Here is a 25,903-nt window from a genome sequence, read left to right as displayed (position 1 = left end):
ATTCACTAGGGATCCCCAACTAGGGTAAAAGCAGCCCAATAGTAGGGATGAGAAAAGCTTTGTTTTCCTGCTCCTGACAATTCTGGCGGTAACGAGATGTTCTTGCCCGAGCCATATAACTGATTATTCTCGATACGCACATTGCCTTGAATCATCGCTAACTGTGCCTGTCGCAAAGCTTCACTTTTACTCGATGTCTTTCTCAACTGACGGTAAAACTCAGTAGTTAGCCCCAGAGCACCTTGATCACTGACATACCAAAGGGTTGCCAAAGTCGAGTCAACTCCTGCCTGAAAAGCTGACCCAGCAAAACCCAACTCCGCTTCTCGATTGCCCAAAGCGGTTCGGCAAGCGCTGAGTACCAACAACTCTACCGATGGCTCATAAAGTAGATTTTTCATTTCATACAGCCTTAGTTTGCGGTTCCACATCTGAATGTAGGAATCGTTAGGAGTTCCCGAGTTGAACTCTGCATGGGTGGCTAGGTGAATGATGCCATATTGCCGCTGTTGTCGTTGAGCCATTAAATTTTCGAGAGTAAAGGCTTCGTTGAGAAAAGAGCGACCTTTCCACAGTTTTTCAGTGATGGTGCTTAACTCCACTTCTACCCCAGGCAAAGGATTTTGATAACGAAATTTCGATGCTCCCATTGCCAGAACCCGGAAGGGTCTCACATCTGTGTGACGAGAATAGGTTAAGCTCAGACTAGGCACCAAATTAACACCATACTTCTCAACCAGATATTGTTGCCCATCGTAGATAGCTGCTAGGGGTAGGGAGCGCAAACCCTCATCCATAGCAAATATTAGGCTCTGAATCTTGCGGTCATTTAATTCCTTCTGTAAGGGCGCTATGATCCATTGATAAAGTTGCTCACCTGGATTTAGGTGGGCTTTGGCATCCAAGCTGTGGGGATTGCTAAGCGATCGCTGAAATGTATTGGTCACAGCTAGGACTTGATCACGACTTGCACCATTGATTCGCCGCAGAATTGGATTACCTTCAGCGGTGATCACCAAAAGTTCCAGCTGGTCGTTTGGTTTTGGTAAGCAACGCTCTGGTGCTTGAGGCACCTGAGAGAGTCGGTAACCAAACCGTCGGTCGATTTTGGAAACAGGGATTGAGGGACTTTGACATCGAGTGCCTGGTAAGGTACTGGAATTTTCGACAAAACTGACGTAAATCACCGCAGTCTTTAGCCCTGTCTCCCTCTCAAGCTCCCGAGTCCGATTGCGGACATCATTCTGTGTGTTGATTTTCGTCTTGAACGATCGCTGAAAGTGTGACTGATATTCTTTGGTGAAGGCTTCTTCAATTAAATAAACTGGGTCAGTTTCAGGTGAGACCTCCTCAGTTGGGGAATTTGATTGAGATGAAGCAGTAGGGGTTCCAGGTTCTGAACTACCAGGGTCTGAACTACTAGCGTCTGAACTACCAGGGTCTGAGCTACTAGGGTCTGAGCTAGAGGACTCTTGGGTGTCAGTGATCGCAGTCTTGTCAGAGGTGGAAGCGGGAGTCTGCTTACCACTGTTTCCACCGTTGGAGTCACTTGTTTCAGGGGATGTTTCATTAACAATTTCATTACCTTCGCCCAAGCTAACATTAAGGTTAGAGTCAGAGTCGGTTTCACCAGTGTCTATAAGGTCGGTTTCACCAGTGTCTATAAGGTCGGTTTCACCAGTGTCTATAAGGTCGGTTTCACCAGTGTCTATAAGGTCGGTTTCACCAGTGTCTATAAGGTCGGTTTCTTCTATAAGGTCTGTTTCTTCTTGTTGGTTTGTGTCGTTTTGTTGGTTTGTTTCCTCTTCTGTATTAGTATCTGTGGGAAAACGGCTAAAAATAAAATCACCTATACCCCCTCCACCGAAAGCCCGCACATCTTCCTCGATTTGATCTCTTATTTGTTGTTTCTGCTCTGGGCTGCTCTCTTGCTGACTAACAAACTCTACATCACCAGCATCAGCACTACCCCGAGCTCTTGTCCTGAGTTGCAACTTACCAGAGTCGATATTATCTAAATTTGGAACCTGAAACGTTACTTTCCCAGCATTACCATCGCTTGAAACCTCAGTGTTGATATCGAGTCCTACTCCCTCTATCCTAATACTGCCCTCTTTGGTTTCCAAAAATACATTACCAGAATTATTCCCATTTGTTTCTGTGGTTCTTATTTGGGTTAAATTATTATTTCTAATATTATTATTTGTCCCATCACTATTGCTATTGCGAAAAATAATGTCACCTTTAGCAGATAATATCACAGGACCAGCATCACCTTGAATTCCAGGAGCATTATTACCACCACCATTAGGAGGATTACTGGTATCGATATTACCAATGGTGATACTCCCTTTGGATGAAGCATCTCCAGCATTGTCCGTAACTTGATTGGATGAAGCATCTCCAGAATTTACCGTAACTTGATTGCTCAATTCATCTTTATTCAAACCCGCCCTTAAAATCACGGCACGAGTAGTTTTTAAGGTTTGATTCTCTAATTTGTTTAAAGTTTCACTATCTAATTCGTTCCGCTTTGAAGTGGAAACTAACTCTAGAAAATTTTCTGGCTGAGTATCTGTTAACTCTGAGTCTAAATCGGCTAGCCCAGTATCTGGTGCGGTGATTTTGATATTCCCAGCTTCAATATTTCCTGTGGATTCTACTTTAAGAGAAGACCCTGTGTAATTCCCAAACGTAACATCTCCGTCAGCAGTGATAATTGGGTCTTGGAGGCTAACAAAGTTACCTGGTTCACCAGCTAAATTTTCAATTGAGAAATTACCGCCACTGGCAAAGTGAGCATCTGTAGAGATCGTGCCATCGCTGACCAATGTCAGGTCGCCACCACTCTCGAAGCGGGTGTTGGGATTCTTCAGTGCTTGGATATCAATGCCCCCATCCCCCTGAATCTTGAGGTTTCCTCCTGCTACTGCTTGGAAGGAATTCTCTGGTGTGTCCCTGATCAGTACGGTCTCTTTCGCCAATAGGGTTAATTCCCCCGTGCTAGATAGCTGGCTTCCTCTCAGAGTCAGGTTATTGTTGGCAGAAACAGTTACATCACCAGGCGATATAGTGATGCCAGAACTAGTCAAGGTCACCGTGTTATCACCATTATCCGTGAATTCTGTGGCATGACTGACATCATCCCCGGTTAATAGCTCCGCTAAAGAGAGCGGTGTAAAAGATTGTTCTGCTGTGGAGGGATTTGAGGTTAGGGGTTCAACTTCCAAATTCAGCAAACTTCCTTGCTGGCTAATTTTTACCAAACTTCCCCCAGGCACCGTAGCTATAGTAATTGTTCCGTCTGGAAGCTCCAGTTGATTGGTGTTAATGACAGTACCACCGATTAAAGTCAGGTTATTTCCTTCTAGGATTTCTATACCCTCATTAAAAATTAGTCCCGGTGTCTGGGATGTCCCAGGTGTCTGGGATGTATCAAACGCAAAGGCACTGGGTGTACCGACTAAGCTAGAGTAGTCATTGTCACCAAAGGCATTAAACCAATTGTCATCACCAAAGCCAATGCTGGTGGCCGTAGTTGCAGTTAAAGAAGCAGGGACATTCAGCTGGGCATTAGCACCAAAAATTATCCCCGCTGGGTTCATTAAAAACAGGTTAGGGCTGCCCCCTGTAACTTGTATTAGACCGTTGATCACAGAAGCATTACCACCGGTGACCCGACTCAGAATGTTTTGTATACCCGGTTGAGATAGGAAGTTAGCAATTTGGTCTTGGTCTAGACCAAACTCTTGAAAGCTGTGAAAGAGATTATTTCCAGAGGGGGTTCCACCATCAATATCAAATTGATTGTCATTGGGGGTGACTTGGGTCGGAGTGCTACCATCGGCTTGAATGGGCTGTGCTTGAGTTGGCATGACACCAATATGGGCTACCAACAAAGATACGGCTGCCAGGGACTGGCTGATTTGACTCACAGCTAATTTGATTTGGCTCATGGGTAATATCGTTTTTAATCGGCTATCCTGAATTCCAAAATGCATTAGTCAACTACAGGATGAGATTAGCAATTTCCTAATACGTCTGTTTTTAAGCTGAGGTCAGATGCACCCTGGGGTATCAGCTGCTTAGGAGTGAATCACACTGAATCACACTGAATTACACTGAATCACAATACTGAGGGGAATAGTACTATGGTCAGGGTTTGGTAAACATCAGGCTGGTGACCTTAACTGAAATCTTGAAGCCTTTATTAAGATCTAAGTATATACACTAGTATTATATATACACTTTTATTATGAACCTTACTGATTAACTTTGTTCCCGTTAATTTATATTAACTTCACTAAATCTTTTTGATATAGCCACATAGTTTTAAGCTCTCTATGGTAAGCCTATTAGACTAATTTTTAACGAAATAGGGGGAGTTTGAGGGGGCGAAATTCTCCCACCTGGCCTTTGGCCACGCTGCGCGAACGTCCAGGTGTTGAAGTTACCGTAAGGATAGTGGAGCCTTAATCAAAAAGTTTTAACCCTTTTATGCATAGCCGACTAACCATAAAGGCTCCACTAACAATCAGGTTTCGTCTCTAGGATGGATAGCCCTCTCAAAACCTTTGCTGATGAATTGACGATTTATCACAAATGACATATAATGATATATAGGTCGATAGCAAATGCAGGAAAAATGAGACATCAAGCCGTAAAGATCCGAATTTACCCCACACAAGAGCAAGTTCATATACTTGCTCAGCACTTTGGCTGTGCTCGTTGGTGGTGGAATTATGCTCTAAATCAGTGCATAGAAACCTACAAGGAAACCGGGAAAGGATTGTCTCGTTCTGCACTTAATGCTATGTTGCCAAAACTCAAAAAAGACGAGAAAACCGTATGGCTAAAGGATTGTTACTCTCAGATTTTGCAATCGGTCAGTCTCAATCTTAGTCGTGGATATCAAAACTTTTTTGTTCGCGTAGCGTGGCCATAGGCCAAGGTAGAGCTAAATATCCTAAATTCAAGTCATATCATCACCGTCAATCAATCCAATATCCACAGTACGTAAAACAGGTAGGTGACTGTCTCAAATTTCCCGGAAAGTTGGGAGTTGTTAAAGCAATAATCCACCGACCATTAGATGGAGAAATCAAAACTGTCACAGTCAGCAAGACTCCTTCCGGTAAATACTATGCCTCTGTACTGATGCAATACGACTCGAACGACGTAAAGCCATCTATTGTTCGCGCAGCGTGGCCAAAGGCCACAGGTAAAGTGATTGGTATTGATTTAGGTATTAAAGATTTTGCGATCACCTACGATGGTGAAAAAACTTCTAAATTTGGGAATCCCAAGCATTTAGCAAAGTACGAAAATAAACTAGCGAAAAAGCAGCGTATTGCTGCCCGAAAAAAGAAAGGGAGCAATGGACGCAAAAAGGCCAAAAAGATTGTAGCTAAGGTATACGAACGGATTGGAAATGTCCGCCAAGACTACTTGCATAAGCTATCTAGAAAAATAGTTGACAATAACCAGGTAGTGGTAGTCGAAAACCTAAACGTCAAGGGCATGGTTCGTAACCACAAATTAGCTAAAGCAATATCTGATCTAAGTTGGGGAAATTTTGTTAATTTTCTTTCTTATAAATGCGAAAAAGAAGGAAAAGTACTAGTTGAGATAGATCGATGGTTTCCCAGTTCCAAAACCTGCTCTAATTGTCATTACCGAATCAAAGAGTTACCGCTACATGTAAGGTCTTGGGTTTGTCCAAGCTGTGGCACTCATCATGATAGAGATGGTAATGCGGCAAAGAATATTAGAGCAGAAGGGATCAGAATGCTATCCTCCTCTGGGACGGGGGAGGTCAACGCCAGGGTCGAAGAAGTAAGACCAAGACGTGGACGTCCGTCCAAGTTGAGGCATTCTTCCGTGAAGCTGGAAGCCACGACCTGGCCGTAGGCCACGCTTTTGGCCTACGGCCTCCGCTGCGCGAATGCTAACAACGAAGTAGGTCGTGGTAGTTCACTTACCAGGAATTGAAGTAAAAGTCAGTAAAATCATCGATTATCAAAAACTCTACAGATTTTGGACAGTTCTCGCGAGAGTGAACTATACTTGACAGTTAGCCCTGGATTAGGCTAAGGAATATCTAAAAGGATATCTTAGTGAAAACACCGACAGTGGAAACATCTATAGTGCAGACACCCAAAGTTAAAATGGTAAAGGTCAGCACTCCCCTGTTGCTTTGATTCTTGCTTGGATGGGGCGACCTGCCTTACCGCAAGATAGCTGACCAGTCTAAGCTGAGAGGAATTTTGGTTTGAAAAGAATTTTGGGATTATGTCTGGTGTTGACCTTACTCTTTGGTAGTGGTGAGGCTCAGGCAGGAGAGTTAGCTGAGCGTTTAGGTCAGTTTCCCGATTGGAAAAGCAAACCACCAGTGACAGCGGCGACCGGTGATTTGCTATATCCCACTTGGATGAAGGGGACTTGGAAAGTTACCAGCACCCTGATCGAGCAGATAGCACCTCTAGCACCAGAAATAGTCACCCCAGGATTTGAAGGTAATCGCAGTCATCTCAAGGAGCCAATTAGTTTTCTGGTGAGGTTTCAACAAGTTGGGAAATCAAGCTCAGGGCTTGGGGATTGGTTTATTCCCTTTAGAACTCGACGTTCTAGACAAAATCTATCAGTATTAAAACCTACCTCAGAGGTGGTTGCTGACCGAGGGTTCAATGGGTTGAATATTGCTAAGGCTTACTTAGGCGAACGCATAATTAGAGCTGTCAAAGTAGACCCCAATACCCCTAATCGTCAGATTACCCTTCTGCGCACCGGGAGCCAACTAGTTTCAGTGATTACTGGTCGTGCTTCTGAAATACCAGCTCCGGATCAGTTTATTGCCACAGAAGTTGTCAACCAAGTCTTTCGCGGTACTCGCCGACCTTTTTTCAACGAAGTAGAAACCACAACAGCATATCAGTTCTATAAATCACCTAGTCCAATTATTAAGGCTGACCAAGTTACAGCGGTTTACCTCTCACCACAAGACCCCGATTACTTTAAAGCTTTGGAACAACCTGTGGCTCTCTATCGCTATCAATTAGAGCTAGTAGCAGTTAAGGATAGTTGAAAGTTGAAGGTTGAAAGTTGTTAATCGGTTGAAGGTTAACAGGTTGAAGGTTGTTAAAGGGTTTAAGGTTAACAGGTTGAAGGTTAGCTGGTTGAAGGTTAGCTGGTTGAAGGTTGAAGGTTGTTAAAGGGTTGACCGTTGAATGTTACGGTAATGGTTTTAGGGGTTAGGTGTTGGGTTAATAGTACTAGTGGCGTTGGGGAGGTGTTGGGGGATTTGCGATCGCGATTGTTGTTAACTCAACCTTGGCCAAAAGGCCACGCTACGCGAACAACTCGGTAACCTTCAAGCTTCAACCTTCAGCCTCCAACTGTGTAACCTTCAACCTTGGCCAAAAGGCCACGCTACGCGAACAACCAAACAACCTTGGCCAAAAGGCCACGCTACGCGAACAACTGGGTAACCTTCAACCTTCAACCAGCTAACCTTCAACCTTCAACCAGCTAACCTTCAACCAGCTAACCTTCAACCTGATTTTCCCCAATCCAATTGACCAAAATCGGGTTGACTATCTCTGGTGCTTCATCTTGGGGACAATGACCCAAACCTTCTAAAGGAATAAACCTTTCTACAGTGGGGAATTTCGCTAATTCTCGTCCCAAGTCAATGGATTCCCAAGGGTCTTCGGTGCCCCATAGTATGATGGCAGGACAAGGCAAAATTGGGATCAAGTCTTCTGGTAGTGGTCCTTGAGAATAGCTAGTAAAGGCAATAAACACATCAGCTGCACCGGGATCAGCCGCTGGTGCCATGATTAGATCAACCAGTTCATCAGTGACAGCTTCTGGACGACAGTAGGCTTGCAACAGAATATTACGCACTACTTTAGGCTTAGCCAGCTGACTAAAAAAATACTGGCCAACCCACTTAATCCTTAAGAATCGTTGAAGTACTGGTGCGCCAAGACGCTGATACCAAGGGAGTTCAGACCGTTTACGCTCATGGAGTAGTCGTAGAGAAAAGTTGAGCAGGGCAACTCCCTTGGCTAGCTCTGGATTATCTACAGCGGTTTGCATCACGGCAATACAGCCGATAGAGTTTCCGACTAAAAAAGCGGGACCACCAACAACCTCCCGACAGAAATCCGCAATTTGTTGCCCCCAGGTTTCAAAGGTATAGTCTATCTCTTTACCAGGAGTCGGTTTAGCTGAAGCCCCAAAGCCAATCAAATCAATGGCATAACATCGGCAGTTTTCCCCCAACACTGGCAAGGTCTTGCGCCAATGTCCGGAAGATGCCCCAAAGCCATGGACCATCACCACAGCTGGTCCAGAATTACCGTAAGCTTTATACCCAATGGAAAAGCCCTGCCACATCCAGGTTTTTGTTTCAATCTGATCCCTGATTGGGGCTGTGAAAGAGGAGGACATGATCAAAAAATCCCAAGTTATGCCATAGCTTTACCTTTACATTGTGTAACAAACTCTGCTAACTCTGGTAAATAGTCAGCTATAGGAGTGGTGATTTTACGGATTGCCTATTCAGCCACGACAACCTATGGTGAAGGTTGCCAATTCGTCTATAAGCTAACTGGCGATCGCATCATCTCCCCTTAAGCAAACCTTGCATTCTAAAGGGGGTTGACCCATGACCCATCACCCATCACCCATCACCCATCACCCATGACTATAGAAAAAATCATCATCACCATTGGCAGTTATGCTCCGGATTTTGAATTGCCGGGAACTGATGAGCAGGTTCACCATCTCTGCCGTTACTTAGAACATTTCTCAGGAGTCGGAGTTATTTTCTTAGGCAACAACTGCCCCTATGTCAATTCCTACATCCCAAGACTCAAACACATTCAAGACCAGTTTGAACATCAAGGTTTTACCCTAGTGGGCATTAATGCCAATGATGTTTATCAGTACCCCGCAGAGAGTTTTGAGGAGATGAAGCAGTTCTGCCAAGATCAGCAATTGAACTTTCCTTACCTTTGGGATCCAACTCAAGACGTAGCTCACAGCTTTGGTGCCCAGAAAACGACTGAGGCATTTTTGATTGACAATAAGGGAGTTGTATGCTATAATGGGTCAATTGATGATAATCCCCAAGATGGTGACGCAGTACAAGCCCATTACTTATACAGTGCGATCGCGTCTCTTTTAGCAGGGCAAGAGATTTCACCACAATCAACTAAGGTAACTGGTAGTCCTATTCAGTGGCGTTAATCCTTAAGCTGGGATTAAAAATGAGCGATCAGCGATCAGCGATCAGCTATGACCCATGACGAATGGTAAATTTGACTGTTATCTTGATGTGGATAACAATTTCATAACAAAGAGTCGTGGCATGGGGATAAAATACCGAAGGGTTTTACTAAAATTGAGCGGTGAAGCCTTGATGGGCAATTTGGGCTACGGCATCTCACCGGAAGTAGTTCAGGAAATCGCAGCTGAAGTGGCTGCCGTTTTGAATGAAGGTGTTCAAATGGCAATCGTTGTTGGTGGTGGCAATATCTTTCGCGGACTTAAAGCTGCAGCAGGGGGGATGGATCGGGCAACTGCTGACTATATCGGTATGATTGCGACAGTGATGAATGCCTTGACTTTGCAAGATGCTCTAGAACGAAACCAGATCCCGACACGGGTGCAAACTGCAATCGAAATGCAGGAAGTGGCAGAACCCTATATCAGGCGTCGTGCCATTCGCCACCTGGAAAAGGGACGAGTGGTCATTTTTGGTGCAGGTAGTGGTAATCCCTTCTTTACCACTGACACCACCGCTGCTTTACGAGCGGCAGAAATCGATGCTGAGGTAATATTTAAGGCAACTAAAGTCGATGGTATTTATGATTGTGATCCTAAGCTGAATCCTAATGCCCGACGGTATCGCAGCCTGACCTACAGCCATGTCTTAAGTCAGGATTTGCGGGTGATGGATAGTACTGCGATCGCATTATGTAAAGAGAATAACCTCCCAATTATGGTATTTGATCTAAGGGTGCGGGGTAATATTCACCGCGCTGTTATGGGAGAAACTGTTGGAACAATTGTGGGAGGTTCCTGTGAAATTAGCTGATGTCGAAACCAGTATGCAGAAAGCTGTTGAGGCAACTCAACGGGCGTTCAATACCATTAGGACTGGTCGTGCCAATGCTAGTCTATTGGATCGGGTGATGGTTGATTACTATGATACCCCAACCCCCCTGAAATCTTTGGCTAATATCACCACGCCAGACGCTAGTACAATCGCCATCCAACCTTACGACAAAAGTACCCTGAGCAAGATCGAGAAAGCCATTAATCTTTCTGATCTGAATTTGACTCCGAACAACAATGGTGAAGTCGTGCGGTTAAATATTCCTCCACTCACTAGCGAGCGTCGTAAAGAATTTGTCAAAATGGCAAGTCAGCTTGCGGAGGAAGGTCGAGTGTCGATTCGCAATATCCGTCGTGATGCCGTTGACTCTGTCCGAAAAGAGGAAAAAAATAAGGAAATCTCTGAGGATGAGTCAAGGGATTTGCAGGAGGATATTCAGAAGTTGACGAATAAATACACAAAAAAAATTGATGAATTGCTGGCGGCTAAAGAGAAAGACATCACGACTGTGTAATGCTAATATCGGTGGGGGGTGAGTCCATTTTGGCAAATCTTCCCTCTATAAGTATTCACAGTTGTTTGTGATTGTTGTACTTGGGTACTTACAATTTATTTAGCATTTATCAGACAATGACCCGCTCATCCCACGACTAGCCAGGTCTAGGATGAGCGGATATTTTTAATCTACTTGAACAAAATGACCCGCTCATCCCACGACTAGCCAGGTCTAGGATGAGCGGATTTTTTAAATCTACCTGAACACTTTGTTAATTTTCTCATATTTTTTATTGCTGAACAAAAAAATAAGATTCAGGCATAAAATGACTCAATCCTAGATTTGGCAAGGGATTTAACCAATATGGACTAACTGCTTCATCCTAATCGATGTATGACGTTTTCGTATATAAATGTAAAAAACAATAGGTTTATGTTAATATATGTTGCATTTGAGAGTTGCTGTTGTTAGTGTAGGCTTATGGCTTAGTTTCTGGTAAAAACTCATTTCAAGGAGGGTACTAGTTGTCACCCTCGCCCTAGATCTGACCCAAATCGTAGGAGTCAATATTGCGATCGCACGAGCTTGGCGAACTCACGGACCAATTGATTTGTTGGTTAACTGTGCTGGCGTTGCTCATCAAGCTCCTTTTCTAGAATCCAAACTGCAAAATTTACAAGAAGAAATCACCACCAATTTAATGGGTATGTACACGATGACTCGTCTAATTGGGCGACGCATGGCAGCACGAGGAGAAGGCACTATTGTGAATGTTTCTAGTTTGATGGGTAAAGTAGCAGCACCGACAATGGCAAGCTATTCCGCTACCAAGTTTGGAATTGTTGGATTTACTCAAGCGTTACGGGGAGAGTTAGCGCCACAAAATATCCGGGTAATCGCTTTACTGCCATCGTTAACAGATACTGATATGGCGCGAGGATTGCAGTTGTTTCGCTGGGTGTTGCCGATGACTCCTCAACAAGTCGCTAAGGTGCTAGTCGCCAAACTGGAGAAGAACTCATCGGAAATTTTAGTCGGATGGCAAAGTCACTTAGCTGTGTGGTGTCAGCGTTTCTTTCCTTCATTACTGGAGAAGGTGTTACGGATTGCAGCTCCTCTGTCTAGAAGTAAAGGTTTTGGAGAAATAAATAACAAGCAACAAGCAACAGGCAACAGGAAAGGATTTTCGAGAATAGTTTTGGATTTTGGCTTCTTTAGATCTAATATACAAACGTTTGATAAAGGGTTTGATCAAGCTTTAAAAGACAAATTTCCTGATTAATCTTTCCGATTTGAACAGGACTTAGACAGCCTACATATAGATTGGCTGCCTAAGTCTTGTGTAAGCTGATAGCTGACGGCACCTCAAGTAGCACCTCAAGTAGCGCATATGCTTACTGTTATTTATGTTGGGTTAGAGTGCTGCGATTTGAGTTGATATAAACCGAAATTTTGTCAAGTCTTTGTATAAAAAATTTATCTAACCACAATAAATATGTGAACAAGTTTTTGCGATTGTTATAGCAGAGTTGACAGTCAAGCAACTGTCAACTATCAACAAAAATACTAGTGATATCGGATCAAGTTTACTACTTATGGTATTTGTTAACTATATATAAATAAAAAAATTATATATAGATTTAGATTTAAGATTTTGTAAATAAATGTAACCTTAATCAAAAAGTGCAAATTTGTGATGATATGATTTAACCTGTCTTTCAAAAGAAAGAAAGTTGTTATAAATGATGAATGATAAAAATTGGATTCTGTATTTGTAGGATACTCTACTTATACTCAATTTGATTTTTTCCGTGAAGGGAAACTCTGTCAGCTGTTATGCATTTAAACGGTGATAACAGCATCAGCTGTGTTTTTAAGGGGTACATCTCCTAAAATCTGTTTGAGCTGCTGGGTGGAACGGGCAAGATGCCCATTCTACAGATTGCAACGGGCAAGATGCCCATTCTACAAAACTATTAAAATTATCCCGCATTTAGGCAACGCACAAAATTTAGCAAAAAGCTAGTACGTTATAGATAAGGAGATCAGAAATGTCGGAAAAAATTGTTAATTCCTGGAATGAATGGGATGAATTGGAATAAATGGTCGTAGGAATTGCAGACTACGCTAGCTTTGAACCAAAAGAACCAGGGAATCATCCGAAATTAAGAGATCAGAATTTAGCGGAAATCATTCCTTTCCCCAGTGGACCTAAAGACCCTAAAGTCCTTGAAAAAGCTAATGAGGAATTAAATGGACTGGCTTATTTATTAAAAGACCACGATGTGATAGTAAGAAGACCAGAAAAATTTGATTTTACCAAATCTATAAAAACCCCTTACTTTGAAGTTGCCAATCAATACTGTGGAGTCTGTCCTCGGGATGTCATGATTACCTTTGGGAATGAAATCCTGGAAGCGACTATGTCGAAGAGAGCTAGATTTTTTGAATACTTACCTTACCGGAAATTAGTCTATGAATATTGGAATAAAGACGAGCATATGATTTGGAATGCTGCGCCTAAACCGACTATGCAGGATAGTATGTATCTAGAAAATTTCTGGGAGCTGTCTTTAGAAGAACGATTTAAGCGTATGCATGATTTTGAATTTTGTATTACACAAGATGAAGTTATTTTTGATGCGGCTGACTGTAGCCGATTAGGAAAGGATATATTAGTTCAGGAATCGATGACAACAAATAAAACAGGAATTCGGTGGTTAAAAAAGCACCTAGAACCAAGAGGATTTCGGGTTCACCCTGTTCATTTTCCCCTTGATTTTTTCCCATCACACATTGACTGTACGTTTGTTCCTTTGCGACCAGGTCTTATTTTGACAAACCCTGAAAGACCTATACGGGAAGAGGAGGAGAAGATTTTTAAAGACAATGGCTGGGAGTTTATCACAGTTCCTCAACCCACTTGCTCGAATGATGAAATGCCAATGTTTTGCCAGTCCAGTAAGTGGTTGTCAATGAATGTTTTGAGTATATCACCGACAAAGGTTATCTGTGAGGAAAGAGAAAAACCTCTCCAAGAATTGTTGGATAAGCATGGATTTGAGGTTTTTCCTTTACCCTTTAGACATGTATTTGAATTTGGCGGGTCTTTTCATTGTGCAACGTGGGACATTCGCAGAAAAGGCGAGTGTGAAGATTATTTTCCAAATTTAAACTATCAACCGCTTTTTGGTTAAAAACTAACAATAGTAATTACCAGTTAAGAGGGTCAATAGGTCAAGACTATGAATTTTGAAAGCGGTTATCAAGGGTTAAAATCAAGCGCGGATCCCCAACGATGGTCTGCTCAAAAAGAAGTCCTAACCGATGAAAAATTGGTGATCGAAGGACATCCGGTTATGGAACGTTGGGAAACCCCTTATATGGGGGCTTTTGCGGCGTTAGTCACTCGCCATGGTGGTCGGATCTTAGAATGTGGCTTTGGCTTGGGAATATCGGCTCATGCTATTCAGTCTTATGCTCCAGAAGAACATGTGATTATAGAAGCCAATGACGATGTTTTTAAACGATTGATTGATTTCCAAAACAGTGCAGTTAATAAAGTAACCCCTATCTTGGGCTTAGCATGTGATGTCTTAGAATCATTTAGTGATCAATCATTCGATGGTATTTTCTATGATACTTATCCTTTGAATGCAGATGAACAACACACCCACCAATTTCCATTTATCAAAAAGGTTTATCCCCTGCTTAAGAAGGGTGGAATTTTAAGCTATTGTAATTTGACGTCAACAGGAGTTCTCAAGAATAGATACGATTCCTGGGAAGCTCTTTTCAATGAAACTCAAGTTCCTTATCTTCTTGAAGCAGGTGTTCCAGAAAAGGATATTAAGGGTATCATCATCTTCAAAGTTTCTCCACCTACTGATTGTTTATACTTTCAACATAAGACAGCCATGATTCCCATTATTGTCAAAGAGTAAGCGTAAGCATTCAGCAGTCAGCAGTCAGCCGTCAGCTAATTTGATTCAAAAGCACCTCAAGTAGCGTGGCACAGGCTTCTAGCCTGTGAGGTAACCCATAAGCTGATGGCTGATAGCTGACTATTTACGTTAAGCGTGCTTTTCAAGCCCCTTCTCGTAACTTATCCAAAACACTGCGGTCTTCTAGAGTGGAGGTATCTCCAGCAACCTCTTGACCTGCAGCTAGCGATCGCAATAGCCGACGCATAATTTTACCGGAACGAGTCTTGGGCAAAGCATCAGTAAAGCGAATGTCACCAGGACGTGCGATCGCACCAATTTCTTTGACCACGTGCTGCTTTAGTTCTTGCTTGAGTTCGTCACTAGCGCTATAACTGCCTTCTAAGGTCACAAAGGCAAAGACATCTTCCCCTTTTAGGTCATCAGGTTTACCGACTACAGCGGCCTCAGCTACAGAAGGATGAGAAACCAGTGCTGACTCCACTTCCATGGTTCCTAAGCGGTGACCAGAAATATTCAACACGTCATCGACACGACCCATAACCCAGAAATAGCCATCGGAGTCTTTTCTGGCACCATCTCCAGCAAAATAGAAGTATTGGCCATCTTTTGGTTGAATGTGTTCCCAATAGGTGCGGCGGAAACGGTCATCATCCCCATAGACAGTACGGATCATACTTGGCCAAGGATGTTTGATAACTAAATAACCACCATCATTGTCCCCAACTGGATTGCCGTCTAAATCTACAATATCAGCAATAATGCCTGGGAAGGGGAAAGTAGCGGAACCGGGTTTAGTGGAAGTAGCACCGGGTAAGGGGGTGAGCATGAAGCCACCGGTTTCAGTTTGCCACCACGTATCGACAATGGGACAACGTTCTCCCCCAATCACCCGATGGTACCACATCCAGGCTTCTGGGTTAATTGGTTCACCCACAGTTCCTAGGATACGTAGGGAGGATAAATCACGGGCGTTGGGATGCTGGTCTCCCATCTTAATAAAGGCACGAATAGCAGTGGGAGCAGTGTAGAAGATAGTGACTCCATATTTTTCTACTACATCCCACAAGCAACCGGGATTGGAAGGACGGGGAGCCCCTTCGTACATCAGGCTAGTAGCACCATTGGACAATGGACCATAGACAATGTAACTGTGTCCGGTAATCCAGCCGACATCAGCAGTACACCAGTAGACATCGGTCTCCTTGAGGTCAAAGGTCCACTTGGTAGTCATGTGGGTGTAGAGGTTATAGCCACCAGTAGTGTGAACAACCCCTTTCGGTTTACCCGTGGTACCGCTAGTGTAGAGAATGAAGAGCATATCTTCACTATCCATGGGTTCCGCTGGACAATCAGCAGATGCTCCCGGTTGCAAGTCATGCCACCAGTGGTCTCGTTCTGGTTCCATGTCAATCCCTTGCTTGGTGCGTTCTACCACTAGGACGTTTTCTACTGTAGGTGCGCCATTATTCTCTAGGGCTTTATCAACTTGGATCTTGAGAGGAACAATCTTGTCTTTGCGCCAGCCCCCATCAGCAGTAATTACTAATTTAGCTTGAGCATCTACCAGTCGGTCTTTGAGGGCTTCAGCACTAAAGCCACCAAAAACAACGGTGTGGGGAGCACCAATTCTAGCACAGGCTAGCATGGCAATAGCAGCTTCGGGAATCATGGGCATATAAATGCCAACGCGATCGCCTTTTTTCACTCCCAGTTGTTTGATCACATTTGCCATCTGGCAAACTTCCCGGTGTAACTGGGCATAGGTTAGGGTGCGGGAGTCTCCCGGTTCCCCTTCCCAAATCAGGGCAGCTTTATTCCGACGCCAGGTAGTGAGGTGTCTGTCAAGACAGTTGTAAGAAATATTAATCTTCCCACCAACAAACCACTTGGCAAAGGGAGGTTGCCAATCTAATACGGTATCCCACTTTTGAAACCAGTCTAGTTCTTGGTCTGCAAGCTGGGCCCAAAACCCTTGGGGGTCAGCTTTGGCTTGTTCATAAAGTTGCTGATACTCCGCCATGCTCTTAATCTGGGCATTCTCGGCAAAGTTAGTTGGTGGCGGGAACAGCCGTTCTTCTTGAAGGATTGATTCTATAGTCGGTTGTGACATAGTTATGGAAAATTACTGATATCTAAGTAGGTAGTCTGTAAGCATTCAGCTATCAGCTATCAGCTATCAGCTATGAACTATCAGCTTTTGAATGAAAGAGGTAAGCATTCGTTTAATCTCAGTTCCCTGGCCTTTCGGCCAGGAATTCATAGTCTTTGGCTTTGAGTCCGTTGAACTCCTAAGCCGGATAGCTTGTTTTAAGCTGACCGCTGAACGCGCACGCGTGAGCTAAAAGCTCACGGCTGAATGCTTACGGTAGTCAACGACCTAGCCTTGGCTAGGTCTAATAAAACCATAATCAACAGATCACCCAGTTTGGCATATCGTTGGATTTCTTTAATTTCTGCTTAATCATTGCTGATATCCCTACTTCTTTACCAGGTATAGTCGTAAGCTATCAACTTTCAGCTTTCAGCTTTCAGCTTTCAGCTATCAGCTTATGTGCTACGCACACGCGTGCGCGTTCAGCTTTTAGCTTTTGAATAAAACAGGTAACCATTGGTTTAATCTGAGTTACGTCTGCTGACCACTGACGGCTGACCGCTGACCGCTGACCGCTGACCGCTGACCGCTGACCGCTGACCGCTGACCGCTGAATACTTAAAATAAAACTGCTGTAGTTATGTCAAGAAAAGTAGAAGTTGTTCCCCATGACCCGCAGTGGCGAGAGGAATTTGAGCATGAATCAAAGCAGATTGCCCTTGCCGTCGGCGACAACTTAGTTGCTGTACACCATATTGGGAGTACATCTATTCCAGAACTAGATGCTAAACCAATTATTGATATTTTGGTTGAAGTCAACGACATTACCAAAGTCGATGAAAATAGTTCAGGTATGGAGACAATAGGCTATGAAGGAATGGGTGAATACGGCATACCAGGTCGTCGTTATTTCCGCAAACATAATCAAATAGGAATCAGAACACATCATGTTCATCTATTTGAAGTTAATTCGCTACAGGTAGAGCGTCATTTAGCCTTTCGAGATTATATGATTGCCCATCCTAAGGATGCCCAGAAATACGGTGAACTTAAGCGAGAGCTTGCTAAGAAATATCCAGACAATATTGAAGCCTATATGGATGGAAAAGATGGGTTCATCAAAGAGATGGATCGAAAAGCAGCAGAGTGGCGTAGAGAATTAAGAATTAAGAATTAAGAATGTAGAATTAAGAATTAAGAATTAAGAATTAAGAATGTAGAATGAAGAATGTAGAATTAAGAATGTAGAATTAAGAATGTAGAATTAAGAATTAAGAATTAAGAATTAAGAATTAAGAATTAAGAATTAAGAATTAAGAATTAAGAATTAAGAATTAAGAATTAAGAATTAAGAATTAAGAATTAAGAATTGAGAATTGAGAATTGAGAATTGAGAATTGAGAATTGAGAATTGAGAATTGAGAATTGAGAATTAAGAATTCTGGCTTCTGCTTTCTGGCTTCTGGCTTCTGGCTTCTGGCTTCTGGCTTCTGGCTTCTGCCTTCTACATTCTTCATTCTCCATTCTTCATTCTCCATTCTCCATTCTTCATTCTTCATTCTTCATTCTTCATTCTTCATTCTTCATTCTGCATGCTTCATGCTTCATGCTTCATGCTTCATGCTTCATGCTTCATTCTCTATTCTCCATTCTCCATTCTCCATTCTACATTCTACATTCTACATTCTTCATTCTACATTCTACATTCTTCATTCTACATTCTTCATTCTTCATTCTTCATTCTTCATTCTTCATTCTCCCTTGGAGAACAATCGCTCCAATACTTCTTTCGGAATTGTCTCAAAATCTTCCAACAAGAAATCCATAATGGCCAGATGGCGCAAGTGACCAGAAGTGGGAGGGTAACAGCGACGACTGGTGTTAAACCAGCCGTTAACGGTTTGAGTGGAGCAAGAGCAGATCAACGCGATATCTTCTGGAGTTATGTCCCACTTTTGAGAAAACCCTTGCGGTGTCATACCTAATTCCCAGTAACTGTACAGTCGAATTAGGATTTGCTCTCGCTCGGTGATGGGATAGGGATAGGAATTTTCTGGCTTGGAATCCGTCTGGGCAAGCTGCTCAAGGCGCTCCATTGTGCTACGCACACGCTACGCGAACGCTTCATGGTAATCGATGGGATGATAAACTAATGGTTTTTCTGGCATGATATAGTTACCTCAATTTTACTTGGGGGGAGAGCCGCGCTTCCTGGTTGCTCGCCGAAGAGCGCGGCTCTTTTTGTTATGAGTATAGTATAACAATTGGCTAGGGTTGTTGTCAAGCTAAAAGCAAAAAAAAACAAGGCAATTTATAAAAATTGTAATAATTGGTTACAATATAGCCATTAGGATGGTAGCAAGTTTAGCTAGTAGATGGAATTGGGGTAATGGCAGTATAAAATTGTAAGCATATCCGCCTATACCATAGGCTTACATTGCGGCTTGATTCATTCAGCTCTATTTAATTAGATTCAATATCTATAATAAGGTAACCTTGATTATTCAATACCATCCCATTTTTTTTCTCAAAAACAGTTTGAATTAACAAGGGGCAATACCGGTAACAAAAAACTCCTTCTTTTTTACCCAAAATACTGACACTGTTAAAAAACAAAGGTAATTCTGCTAATAGATACTTAACAGCAATTTCTAACCGATCATAACTAAGGTATGTTCGTGTTTCCACTACCTGCTTAGACGTTTCGATACAATTTATTCTAAATTCACTATCATTAGCATATTTATCTTCATAAAATTTTAGTGCTGAGAGATAATTTTTGTTTTTGTTCAAATACCGGAAATCTAAGATTAGTGCTTCGGCTTCATTTGTTGATAGGTCTAATCCTGTTAAGGCTCTTAGACATTTATTTTTTAAATAATTAGCTTGCCTTTTAGATTTTTTTATGGCTTTAACTTTATCGTATCCTAAAGCCATTAGTGTATAGACATAGGGCTCGTCTGGTATAAAAAAATTAAAGCTCTTAAAATTCTTCATCGCCCAGTTTGATAAAATAGCGATATTTTTTTCTGAAAAATAGCTATTAAATGGACTAATACCTAAAAGTGCATGTTCTCCTCGTTCATATAATAATTGGCAATTCTTTGTAATCGGATATACTTTAGTTATTAGTTCTAATTCCATCATGGTTATAGCAATTATTATTTGAATGAGGTACAAATTCTTGGGTTTTAGGGAGCAGGGAGCAGGGAGCAGGGAATAGGGAACAGAGGTGGCAGCGTTACAAAAGTTAACACAGTTCCGTTTATTTATCTCCAGGTAATTATACCCTTAAATAACTTGAGTATTTAGGTTTTGGCATAAGCATTCAGCGAATGTAAGCATTCAGCCGTCAGCCTTGACCATAAGCCTTTAGCTGATAGCTGATAGCTAACCGCTGATAGCTGACCGCTGATAGCTGATAGCTGATAGCTGATAGCTGATAGTTGACCGCTGACGGCTTACCTTTTGGCAATATAATAATTGTTGAAAATGTCTTCTGGAATTTGTTTAATATCTACATGTATAAACCCTGCATCATTTAACATTTTTAGTGCTTTTTGTTCCCCCCACATTGCACCAAGCCCTGCCCCATTTAGTGCCAATGAAACGGTCATGCAATGCATACAAGATGTTGTGTATAGCCACGGCCCTAAGGGGTGATCCAGGTTTTCGTGCAGATTACTTGATGCTGCCAAGTCAACCATCAAGAAAGTTCCGTCAGGTTTAAGTGAATCGGCAATTGATTTTAATACTTTAGCTGGTTGTGCCATATCGTGGATGGCATCAAAAGCTGTAATTAGTTCGTACTTGTTTGGTTCATTTAAGGTTGTAATATCTTTGACTTCTAAGTTAATATTGGTTAGGCCAAGGGATTGTGCTTTCGCTCTGGCAGCATCAATGCCATTTTCTAAAAAATCATAGCCTGTAAACCTACTGTTGGGAAAGGCTTTAGCCATGAGGTTAAGGATATGACCATCCCCACAACCAATATCAAGAACATCAACACCTTGACGCATCTTTTCAACCACATCAGGCATAAGAGGTAGGATTTTTTGGGTTATGGTGGCATCAAATCTATCGGCATTAATTTCAGCCCACAAGTTCATGAAGTCTGGGTAAGCAGAATAGGAAACGCCACCACCGTTGTGAAAACTATTAACAAGAGCTTTTTGGACTGATGCCAGAAATGGAATAACCAGTGTCAACCGTGCCATGTTATTTGGTCCTGCCACCTGTGTCAGCACAGAGGCATGTTCAGCGGATAAACTATAGCTATTGGTTGTTGGGTCATAGTCGATGATTTGCCCAGTGACCATGGCTGCCAGCCATTCACGGACATACCTTTCTTTTAGCTGGGCTACCACAGCGATTTGTTCGCTAGTAGAAGGGGGCAGATTGGCCATAACTTCAAACAACCCAGTCTGATACCCAATACCGATCATAAGACTTAGCATAGACCCATTGAGGATATCAAGCATTTTCCCAGAAAAGTCATCTACCTTGGCTTGGTCTAGATCATTCATTATTGTTTCCTCATTTATGCCTTAACGTAGTTTACCCAAGGTAAGCTGTTATGTATTTAAAATGCCTAACAGCAAGCCAGAAGCCAGAAGGCAGAAGCGATGCAGCCCGACTCCCGACTCCCGACTCCCGACTCCCGACTCCCATTAACCCAGATTGAGAAATGCTATATACCTTATGATCTCAATTGTGATAATCTCCCACAGTGCTAAGCTAGCAGCTGGGGTCAAGGAATTAGCTCAACAGATGGTTCAGACCTCCGTACCAATTGCGATCGCAGCTGGTATTGATGACCCGGAAAATCCCTTTGGTACCGATGTGCTGCAAGTCCAAGCTGCCATTGAGTCGGTTTACTCCGATGCTGGGGTAGTGGTATTAATGGATCTAGGCAGTGCAGTGCTGAGTGCGGAAATGGCACTGGAGTTTCTGGATGAAGAGCAGAAACCCAAGGTAATATTGTGCGAAGCGCCATTAGTGGAAAGTGCGATCGCAGCCGTTGTCCAAGCTGCAGCTGGTGGTGATATAGACCAAGTGATTGGATTAGCTAGATCAGCCGATACTTTTTAGCTACCAAAATCTACCAAGGTAAATCTTAGCTCACTAATGCAAGTTGCTCTCGCAACCAGGGGGTATCTCCCAAGGCTCTGAGGAATATCCCCCGAGCGCCGTTAATGTCTCGATCCATAGATCGACCATCAACTTTCGATGTGATTATTTTGCTTCCACCAATGTTGAGCAATTCACCTGTCCAACTAACAGTCTTACTGGTGTAAGCCTCACAGACATCTATTACCAGTTTCCCCATTTCCTGGGCTTTATGTTTTAGAAATTCTTTGAAACGGTAATGAGCGAAGGTGAGCATATTACGAACGGTTTTAGATCTAATTTTCCTGTTCCCTTTCCTTGACATCTGAGATGTCTCAAAAGTAGGGATAAGAATTACATCGAAGTTATCAACCAAGAATCTAGCCGTCTTATGGTGCAATTCGTTGACTAGATTTTGAATCTTAATAACCATTCGCCTGGCGGCTTTCTTCATCCGACGCTTTTGCCCACCTTTAGCTTTACTGATTTTAGACAGTAGGTTGTCTAGGTGTTGGCAGAGTCGCTGGATTCTTGAAAAGTCCCCATGCCCAATCTTCCCGACAGATGTCTCACTGAAAAAAGTAATGAAAGTTCTGACTCCAGGGTCTAAAGCAACTACTCTACCTTGGTTTTCGGCATTCGTTTTTGTTACTTTATGGGGAACTACTAAATAGAAGTCCCCATTATTGCTGGTTAGTCGGCTGTCGCACACTTCTATTGGAAGAGGCTCTGAATACTTTAGCTCGCCTAATTTAGTGTGATACATCCCTACATCTGAAATGGCTGACTTTGGGATATAGCAAGACTGAATAGGATTCTTTCGAGATCTAAACCTTACCCGGTTTATATCTAATGTTTTCTTGTACTTCTTCTTAGCCTCCCTGACAGCAGTGCAAGCATCCTTAATCCCTATCGATTTGATCTGATAAGGCACTTCCTTGCACCAGTCGGGTAGGTCATTTAGAATACCAGTTTTAATGGCTTTCCAGTTGGCTTTTACTTCGCCACTCTGGAGAATTTTAACTGTTTTATTGAAAACATAACGGGACACTCCGAACCACTTACGGACTAGCGATCGCTGACTAGGGTTTAGGAACAGACGAATCTTCTTTGATTTTCTGACCGTATTTCCTGAGTCCGTGAACCCGACAGGAGAAGACGTGAATGATGGAGAGAAGATCTGCGGTAAGCTCTGATTCTGGGCAGTTTTTAGACTGGTCGAGAACCAGGATTTTTCCACCGTTGAGACCGACCAAGTACTCAATGAGTTCAAACCCGAATCGGGTAAGTCGGTCTTTACAGGCAACAACAATCGTGAGCTTATCTCCGCAGACAACTCGCTCCAGTATGGTTCTAAGCCCCTTTCTTTTGTAGTTGAGGCCGGAACCGATGTCAAAGATGATTTCTGCTTCGGGGAAGAGGGAATGCAGATAGGCGACTTGGCGAGCGAGATCGTCTCGTTGTTTACTGCTACTGACTCGGCAGTAGCAGATGGTGACATTGTTGGGTCTACTAGCCCTTCGAGCTTTTCCAAAACTGCGAAGATCTGTTGAGTCAAAGAGTCTAGTCCCTCCTGGGGTTCTCTCGCATCGAATGGTGCCATTGTCTGCATACTTCCGTAGTGTGTTTGGAGATAGTCCTGTAAGTTCGACCGCCTTACGGATAGGTACTAATGCCATGACTAAAATCTAGCAAATATTGGTAAGTACTGTCAATTATTGCTAGATTTTAGTTAACAGTTCTGAACCTTCATCGGTGACACTTGATACTTTAGTTGGGATTCCCGCTGCTGGTAGGGTTTCAGCACACAGTCCAAGTAAGCATTCAGCGGTCAGCGGTCAGCGGTCAGCGGTCAGCTGTCAGCAGATTTAACTCAGCATTATTCCAATGCTTACCTGTTTTATTAAAAAGCTGTTCGGTGTGGCCTGCCCATAAACTGATAGCTGATAGCTGATGGCTGTTCGCGTAGCGTGCGCGTAGCGCTTAAGCTGATAGCTTACCAGTCCAATTTATTCATCAAAATTAAGGACAAACCCCATGAACTATGGGAAGCACTACTTTTGTCTGTCTTTAAACCTAGAGGTTATATCATGTCGGGATAATTACCCTTAATAAAAATCTCCCCATCTGACCACCTCCCCATCTCCCTATCTCCCCATCTGACCACCTCCCCATCTGACCATCTCCCCACCCTCCCTCTAATTATGGGTATTCAACCGGACTTGATATTAGTTATCTCTATTTCACCCTTTAGATAGAGATAAAAATAATCTGTTTTCGGTAATGGTACACAATTCGTGATTTTAGCTCCCATTACTTTTACCAGACCCTAGCCAAATCATTACATCTTTACCACTACCCTATTTTCCTTTAGAGACAAAATTTTTAACTATAGCACTACCCATGAAGGTCAGGACATTGTCTTGATGCAGTCGCTCATGGGGGAAACCACGGCAGCGCGGTCATGGGGGGAACCCCCAAGACCGCGCTGCCTCCCCAAGACCGCGCTGCATCGCTCCTAAAATCCGAAACTTAGTCATAACGGACTTCTGACTTCTGACTTCTGACTTCTGACTTGCGCGTAGCGCTATACATGTTGCCCACCCTACAGAGCCGATAGAATTTCTATTTGAGTTGTAAACATAATCCTTTAAAGAAAGGCAAGAGGCTAGAGGCTAGAGGTAAGAGCTAATCAACTCTATAGGCATTTTATGGAAGGTCAAAAACTATAATTATTGTTTACAAATCCTTTGTAAAATACTTTAAGTTGAAGGTAAAAACTTGAAGTTGACAGGTTGTTAATGTGTAGTATAGAAAACAAGTTAACTTAAGGTTAATAAAAAGAGAAAAAAGGCTGAAAAAAAATTTAATAAACAATCCCAACTCAAGCTCTGACTGCACTTGAAGGATTAAGTTGACGAACTTAACTTGTTTTATTAGAACAAGTATGGGATAGTGAGTTTTGGTGCATCAACAGGACTAATTCTGGCAACAAACCTCAGTTCTGATCGCCCATGGGGTGAAAATGCGGAACAGGAGGTTGTTTCTTGGGTCAAGTTCCTCTTGGAAAAACTTTCTGATCGAGATAGCAGAAGCTTTTGGGGGCTGTAAACTCGAAGCTGCACTCGGACAAAAGGGTGCAGGGTGCGTCTTACTTTGATAAATGTTACGTAGGGTTCTTTAGGGAGCAGCTCGCCCTAATTTTCCCCCTCCTTAGCAGTGTTAGAAGAGTCCGTCTCGTAATGCAGCATCAGGTTAAATAGCTTTTAGGATATGCATCCTGAGTAGGGTGCGTGTTCGATGGCGGTGCTTAATAATGGAATGATTTTAAGGCTGAGGTGGAATGGGCATCTTGCCTGTTCCAGCGGTGCTTAATAATGGAATGATTTTAAGGCTGAGGTGGAATGGGCATCTTGCCTGTTCCGGTGCTTAATAATGGAATAATTTTAATGCTTTAGTGGAATAGGCATCTTGCCTGTTCCAGCGGTGCTTAATAATGGAATAATTTTAATGCTTTAGTGGAATGGGCATCTTGCCTGTTCCGGTGCTTAATCATGGATTTTAAGTCTTTAGTGGAATAGGCATCTTGCCTGTTCCTGGCATTGCTTAATCATGGATTTTAAGGCTTTAGTGGAATGGGCATCTTGGTGGAACAGGCATCTTGCCTGTTACAATCTTCGCGCGGGCAGGATGCCCACTCTACTGCTATTCATTCCGCCCCTCAGCAATGCCTGTTTGATTAGAAGGACAAGGAAACAAGATCAGCCAAGTTTCCAGGTTTTAAATCCAGCAGTCACAAAATGAATCCGAAACCGTCTTAGAAGTGGGCTGGACAAAACCGCAAGGATAAGGATAGCCTCAAACCGGATTGTTATGGAGGATGTTCTAGTTTTATTTCAGGACTTTTTACCAACACTAGTAAGAGGTAAAGAGGTAACTGAAAACGTCAGCGGTCAGCTTTGTGGCACAGGCTTCCAGCCTGTGACTTAACTCAGATCAAAAAAATGGTTACTGTTGTCTTGATGCAGTCGCTCATGGGGGGAACCCCCAAGACCACGCTGCATCGCTTATTCACAAACTGATAACTGATAGGTATCAGCTATCAGCTAATGCACTACTTGAGGTGCTACTTG

18 protein-coding genes and 2 pseudogenes are annotated in these 25,903 nt (G+C 42.9%); 11 read left to right on the top strand and 9 right to left on the bottom strand.

Annotated features, from left to right (window positions below; all coding sequences use genetic code 11):
- Positions 1–5 precede the first annotated feature (5 nt).
- A complete protein-coding gene (locus F6J90_RS02950; RefSeq protein WP_293091028.1) occupies positions 6–3,956 on the bottom strand; it encodes a CHAT domain-containing protein in 3,951 nt (1,316 codons plus the stop codon).
- Between the two features lie 689 nt (positions 3,957–4,645).
- On the opposite strand from F6J90_RS02950, the pseudogene F6J90_RS02945 reads away from it, so the two are divergent.
- The 3 genes and pseudogenes from F6J90_RS02945 (at position 4,646) to F6J90_RS02935 (ending at position 7,509) form a co-directional block, all read left to right on the top strand.
- Positions 4,646–5,910: pseudogene (locus tag F6J90_RS02945) on the top strand (RNA-guided endonuclease TnpB family protein).
- A gap of 361 nt (positions 5,911–6,271) precedes the next feature.
- Positions 6,272–7,084: a DUF6816 family protein gene (locus F6J90_RS02940; RefSeq protein WP_293091027.1), complete on the top strand. Its 813-nt coding sequence runs from the start codon at positions 6,272–6,274 to the stop codon at positions 7,082–7,084.
- 245 nt (positions 7,085–7,329) lie between these two features.
- On the top strand, positions 7,330–7,509 hold the full coding sequence (locus tag F6J90_RS02935; protein ID WP_293091026.1) for a hypothetical protein: 180 nt from the start codon (positions 7,330–7,332) through the stop codon (positions 7,507–7,509).
- A 33-nt stretch (positions 7,510–7,542) separates the two neighbouring features.
- On the opposite strand, the gene F6J90_RS02930 is transcribed toward F6J90_RS02935, so the two are convergent.
- Positions 7,543–8,454: an alpha/beta fold hydrolase gene (locus F6J90_RS02930; RefSeq protein ID WP_293091025.1), complete on the bottom strand. Its 912-nt coding sequence runs from the start codon at positions 8,452–8,454 to the stop codon at positions 7,543–7,545.
- Between the two features lie 252 nt (positions 8,455–8,706).
- On the opposite strand from F6J90_RS02930, the gene F6J90_RS02925 reads away from it, so the two are divergent.
- The 6 genes and pseudogenes from F6J90_RS02925 to F6J90_RS02900 all read left to right on the top strand — a co-directional run bounded on the left by F6J90_RS02925 (position 8,707) and on the right by F6J90_RS02900 (position 14,566).
- Entirely contained in the window at positions 8,707–9,255 is a 549-nt protein-coding gene (locus F6J90_RS02925) for a thioredoxin family protein (RefSeq protein ID WP_293091024.1), read from the top strand.
- Between the two features lie 121 nt (positions 9,256–9,376).
- The gene (gene pyrH / locus F6J90_RS02920) at positions 9,377–10,105 is read left to right on the top strand and encodes a UMP kinase (RefSeq protein WP_293091837.1); all 729 of its coding nucleotides are present in this window, start codon (positions 9,377–9,379) and stop codon (positions 10,103–10,105) included.
- Positions 10,092–10,640, top strand: coding sequence for a ribosome recycling factor (gene frr / locus F6J90_RS02915; protein WP_293091023.1), 549 nt, complete (start codon positions 10,092–10,094; stop codon positions 10,638–10,640). Before pyrH ends, frr begins: the two co-directional genes overlap by 14 nt.
- 499 nt (positions 10,641–11,139) lie before the next feature.
- A pseudogene (locus tag F6J90_RS02910) lies at positions 11,140–11,748 on the top strand (SDR family NAD(P)-dependent oxidoreductase); the annotation flags it as partial.
- Positions 11,749–12,724: 976 nt separating this feature from the next.
- Positions 12,725–13,819, top strand: coding sequence for a glycine amidinotransferase (locus F6J90_RS02905; protein ID WP_293091022.1), 1,095 nt, complete (start codon positions 12,725–12,727; stop codon positions 13,817–13,819).
- Positions 13,820–13,867: 48 nt separating this feature from the next.
- Positions 13,868–14,566, top strand: a complete 699-nt coding sequence (locus tag F6J90_RS02900; RefSeq protein WP_293091021.1) for a class I SAM-dependent methyltransferase — start codon at positions 13,868–13,870, stop codon at positions 14,564–14,566.
- 142 nt (positions 14,567–14,708) lie between these two features.
- On the opposite strand, the gene acs is transcribed toward F6J90_RS02900, so the two are convergent.
- Positions 14,709–16,679: an acetate--CoA ligase gene (acs, locus tag F6J90_RS02895; protein WP_293091020.1), complete on the bottom strand. Its 1,971-nt coding sequence runs from the start codon at positions 16,677–16,679 to the stop codon at positions 14,709–14,711.
- 622 nt (positions 16,680–17,301) lie between these two features.
- On the opposite strand from acs, the gene F6J90_RS02890 reads away from it, so the two are divergent.
- Entirely contained in the window at positions 17,302–17,838 is a 537-nt protein-coding gene (locus tag F6J90_RS02890) for a GrpB family protein (RefSeq protein WP_293091019.1), read from the top strand.
- Positions 17,839–18,016: 178 nt separating this feature from the next.
- Here the strand turns inward: F6J90_RS02890 and F6J90_RS02885 are convergent, their stop codons facing one another.
- The 4 genes from F6J90_RS02885 to F6J90_RS02870 form a co-directional block, all read right to left on the bottom strand.
- Positions 18,017–18,220, bottom strand: coding sequence for a hypothetical protein (locus F6J90_RS02885; protein ID WP_293091018.1), 204 nt, complete (start codon positions 18,218–18,220; stop codon positions 18,017–18,019).
- A gap of 192 nt (positions 18,221–18,412) precedes the next feature.
- Positions 18,413–18,757: a hypothetical protein gene (locus F6J90_RS02880; RefSeq protein ID WP_293091017.1), complete on the bottom strand. Its 345-nt coding sequence runs from the start codon at positions 18,755–18,757 to the stop codon at positions 18,413–18,415.
- A gap of 367 nt (positions 18,758–19,124) precedes the next feature.
- Positions 19,125–19,808 carry a tRNA-dependent cyclodipeptide synthase gene (locus tag F6J90_RS02875; protein ID WP_293091016.1) on the bottom strand — a complete coding sequence of 228 codons (684 nt, stop codon included), beginning with the start codon at positions 19,806–19,808 and terminating at the stop codon, positions 19,125–19,127.
- Between the two features lie 314 nt (positions 19,809–20,122).
- On the bottom strand, positions 20,123–21,187 hold the full coding sequence (locus tag F6J90_RS02870; RefSeq protein WP_293091015.1) for a class I SAM-dependent methyltransferase: 1,065 nt from the start codon (positions 21,185–21,187) through the stop codon (positions 20,123–20,125).
- A gap of 187 nt (positions 21,188–21,374) precedes the next feature.
- Between F6J90_RS02870 and dhaM the strand changes: the two genes are divergently transcribed.
- The gene (gene dhaM / locus F6J90_RS02865) at positions 21,375–21,752 is read left to right on the top strand and encodes a dihydroxyacetone kinase phosphoryl donor subunit DhaM (protein WP_293091014.1); all 378 of its coding nucleotides are present in this window, start codon (positions 21,375–21,377) and stop codon (positions 21,750–21,752) included.
- Positions 21,753–21,777: 25 nt separating this feature from the next.
- On the opposite strand, the gene F6J90_RS02860 is transcribed toward dhaM, so the two are convergent.
- A complete protein-coding gene (locus F6J90_RS02860; protein WP_293091836.1) occupies positions 21,778–22,869 on the bottom strand; it encodes a transposase in 1,092 nt (363 codons plus the stop codon).
- Complete coding sequence (locus F6J90_RS02855) at positions 22,853–23,449, bottom strand: IS607 family transposase (RefSeq protein ID WP_293091013.1); 597 nt, start codon at positions 23,447–23,449, stop codon at positions 22,853–22,855. Before F6J90_RS02855 ends, F6J90_RS02860 begins: the two co-directional genes overlap by 17 nt.
- Positions 23,450–25,903 lie beyond the last annotated feature (2,454 nt).

This window comes from Moorena sp. SIOASIH, from assembly GCF_010671925.1.
Lineage (GTDB): Bacteria > Cyanobacteriota > Cyanobacteriia > Cyanobacteriales > Coleofasciculaceae > Moorena.
This window is presented reverse-complemented; position numbering and strand designations above follow the sequence as displayed.

Coding starts and splice junctions, on each gene's coding strand:
- F6J90_RS02950 (WP_293091028.1), bottom strand. CDS start 3,956: ATGAGCCAAATCAAATTAGCTGTGAGTCAAATCAGCCAGTCCCTGGCA.
- F6J90_RS02930 (WP_293091025.1), bottom strand. CDS start 8,454: ATGTCCTCCTCTTTCACAGCCCCAATCAGGGATCAGATTGAAACAAAA.
- F6J90_RS02925 (WP_293091024.1), top strand. CDS start 8,707: ATGACTATAGAAAAAATCATCATCACCATTGGCAGTTATGCTCCGGAT.
- pyrH (WP_293091837.1), top strand. CDS start 9,377: ATGGGGATAAAATACCGAAGGGTTTTACTAAAATTGAGCGGTGAAGCC.
- F6J90_RS02905 (WP_293091022.1), top strand. CDS start 12,725: ATGGTCGTAGGAATTGCAGACTACGCTAGCTTTGAACCAAAAGAACCA.
- F6J90_RS02900 (WP_293091021.1), top strand. CDS start 13,868: ATGAATTTTGAAAGCGGTTATCAAGGGTTAAAATCAAGCGCGGATCCC.
- acs (WP_293091020.1), bottom strand. CDS start 16,679: ATGTCACAACCGACTATAGAATCAATCCTTCAAGAAGAACGGCTGTTC.
- F6J90_RS02890 (WP_293091019.1), top strand. CDS start 17,302: ATGTCAAGAAAAGTAGAAGTTGTTCCCCATGACCCGCAGTGGCGAGAG.
- F6J90_RS02885 (WP_293091018.1), bottom strand. CDS start 18,220: ATGAAGAATGAAGAATGGAGAATGGAGAATGAAGAATGGAGAATGAAG.
- F6J90_RS02880 (WP_293091017.1), bottom strand. CDS start 18,757: ATGGAGCGCCTTGAGCAGCTTGCCCAGACGGATTCCAAGCCAGAAAAT.
- F6J90_RS02875 (WP_293091016.1), bottom strand. CDS start 19,808: ATGATGGAATTAGAACTAATAACTAAAGTATATCCGATTACAAAGAAT.
- F6J90_RS02870 (WP_293091015.1), bottom strand. CDS start 21,187: ATGAATGATCTAGACCAAGCCAAGGTAGATGACTTTTCTGGGAAAATG.
- F6J90_RS02855 (WP_293091013.1), bottom strand. CDS start 23,449: ATGGCATTAGTACCTATCCGTAAGGCGGTCGAACTTACAGGACTATCT.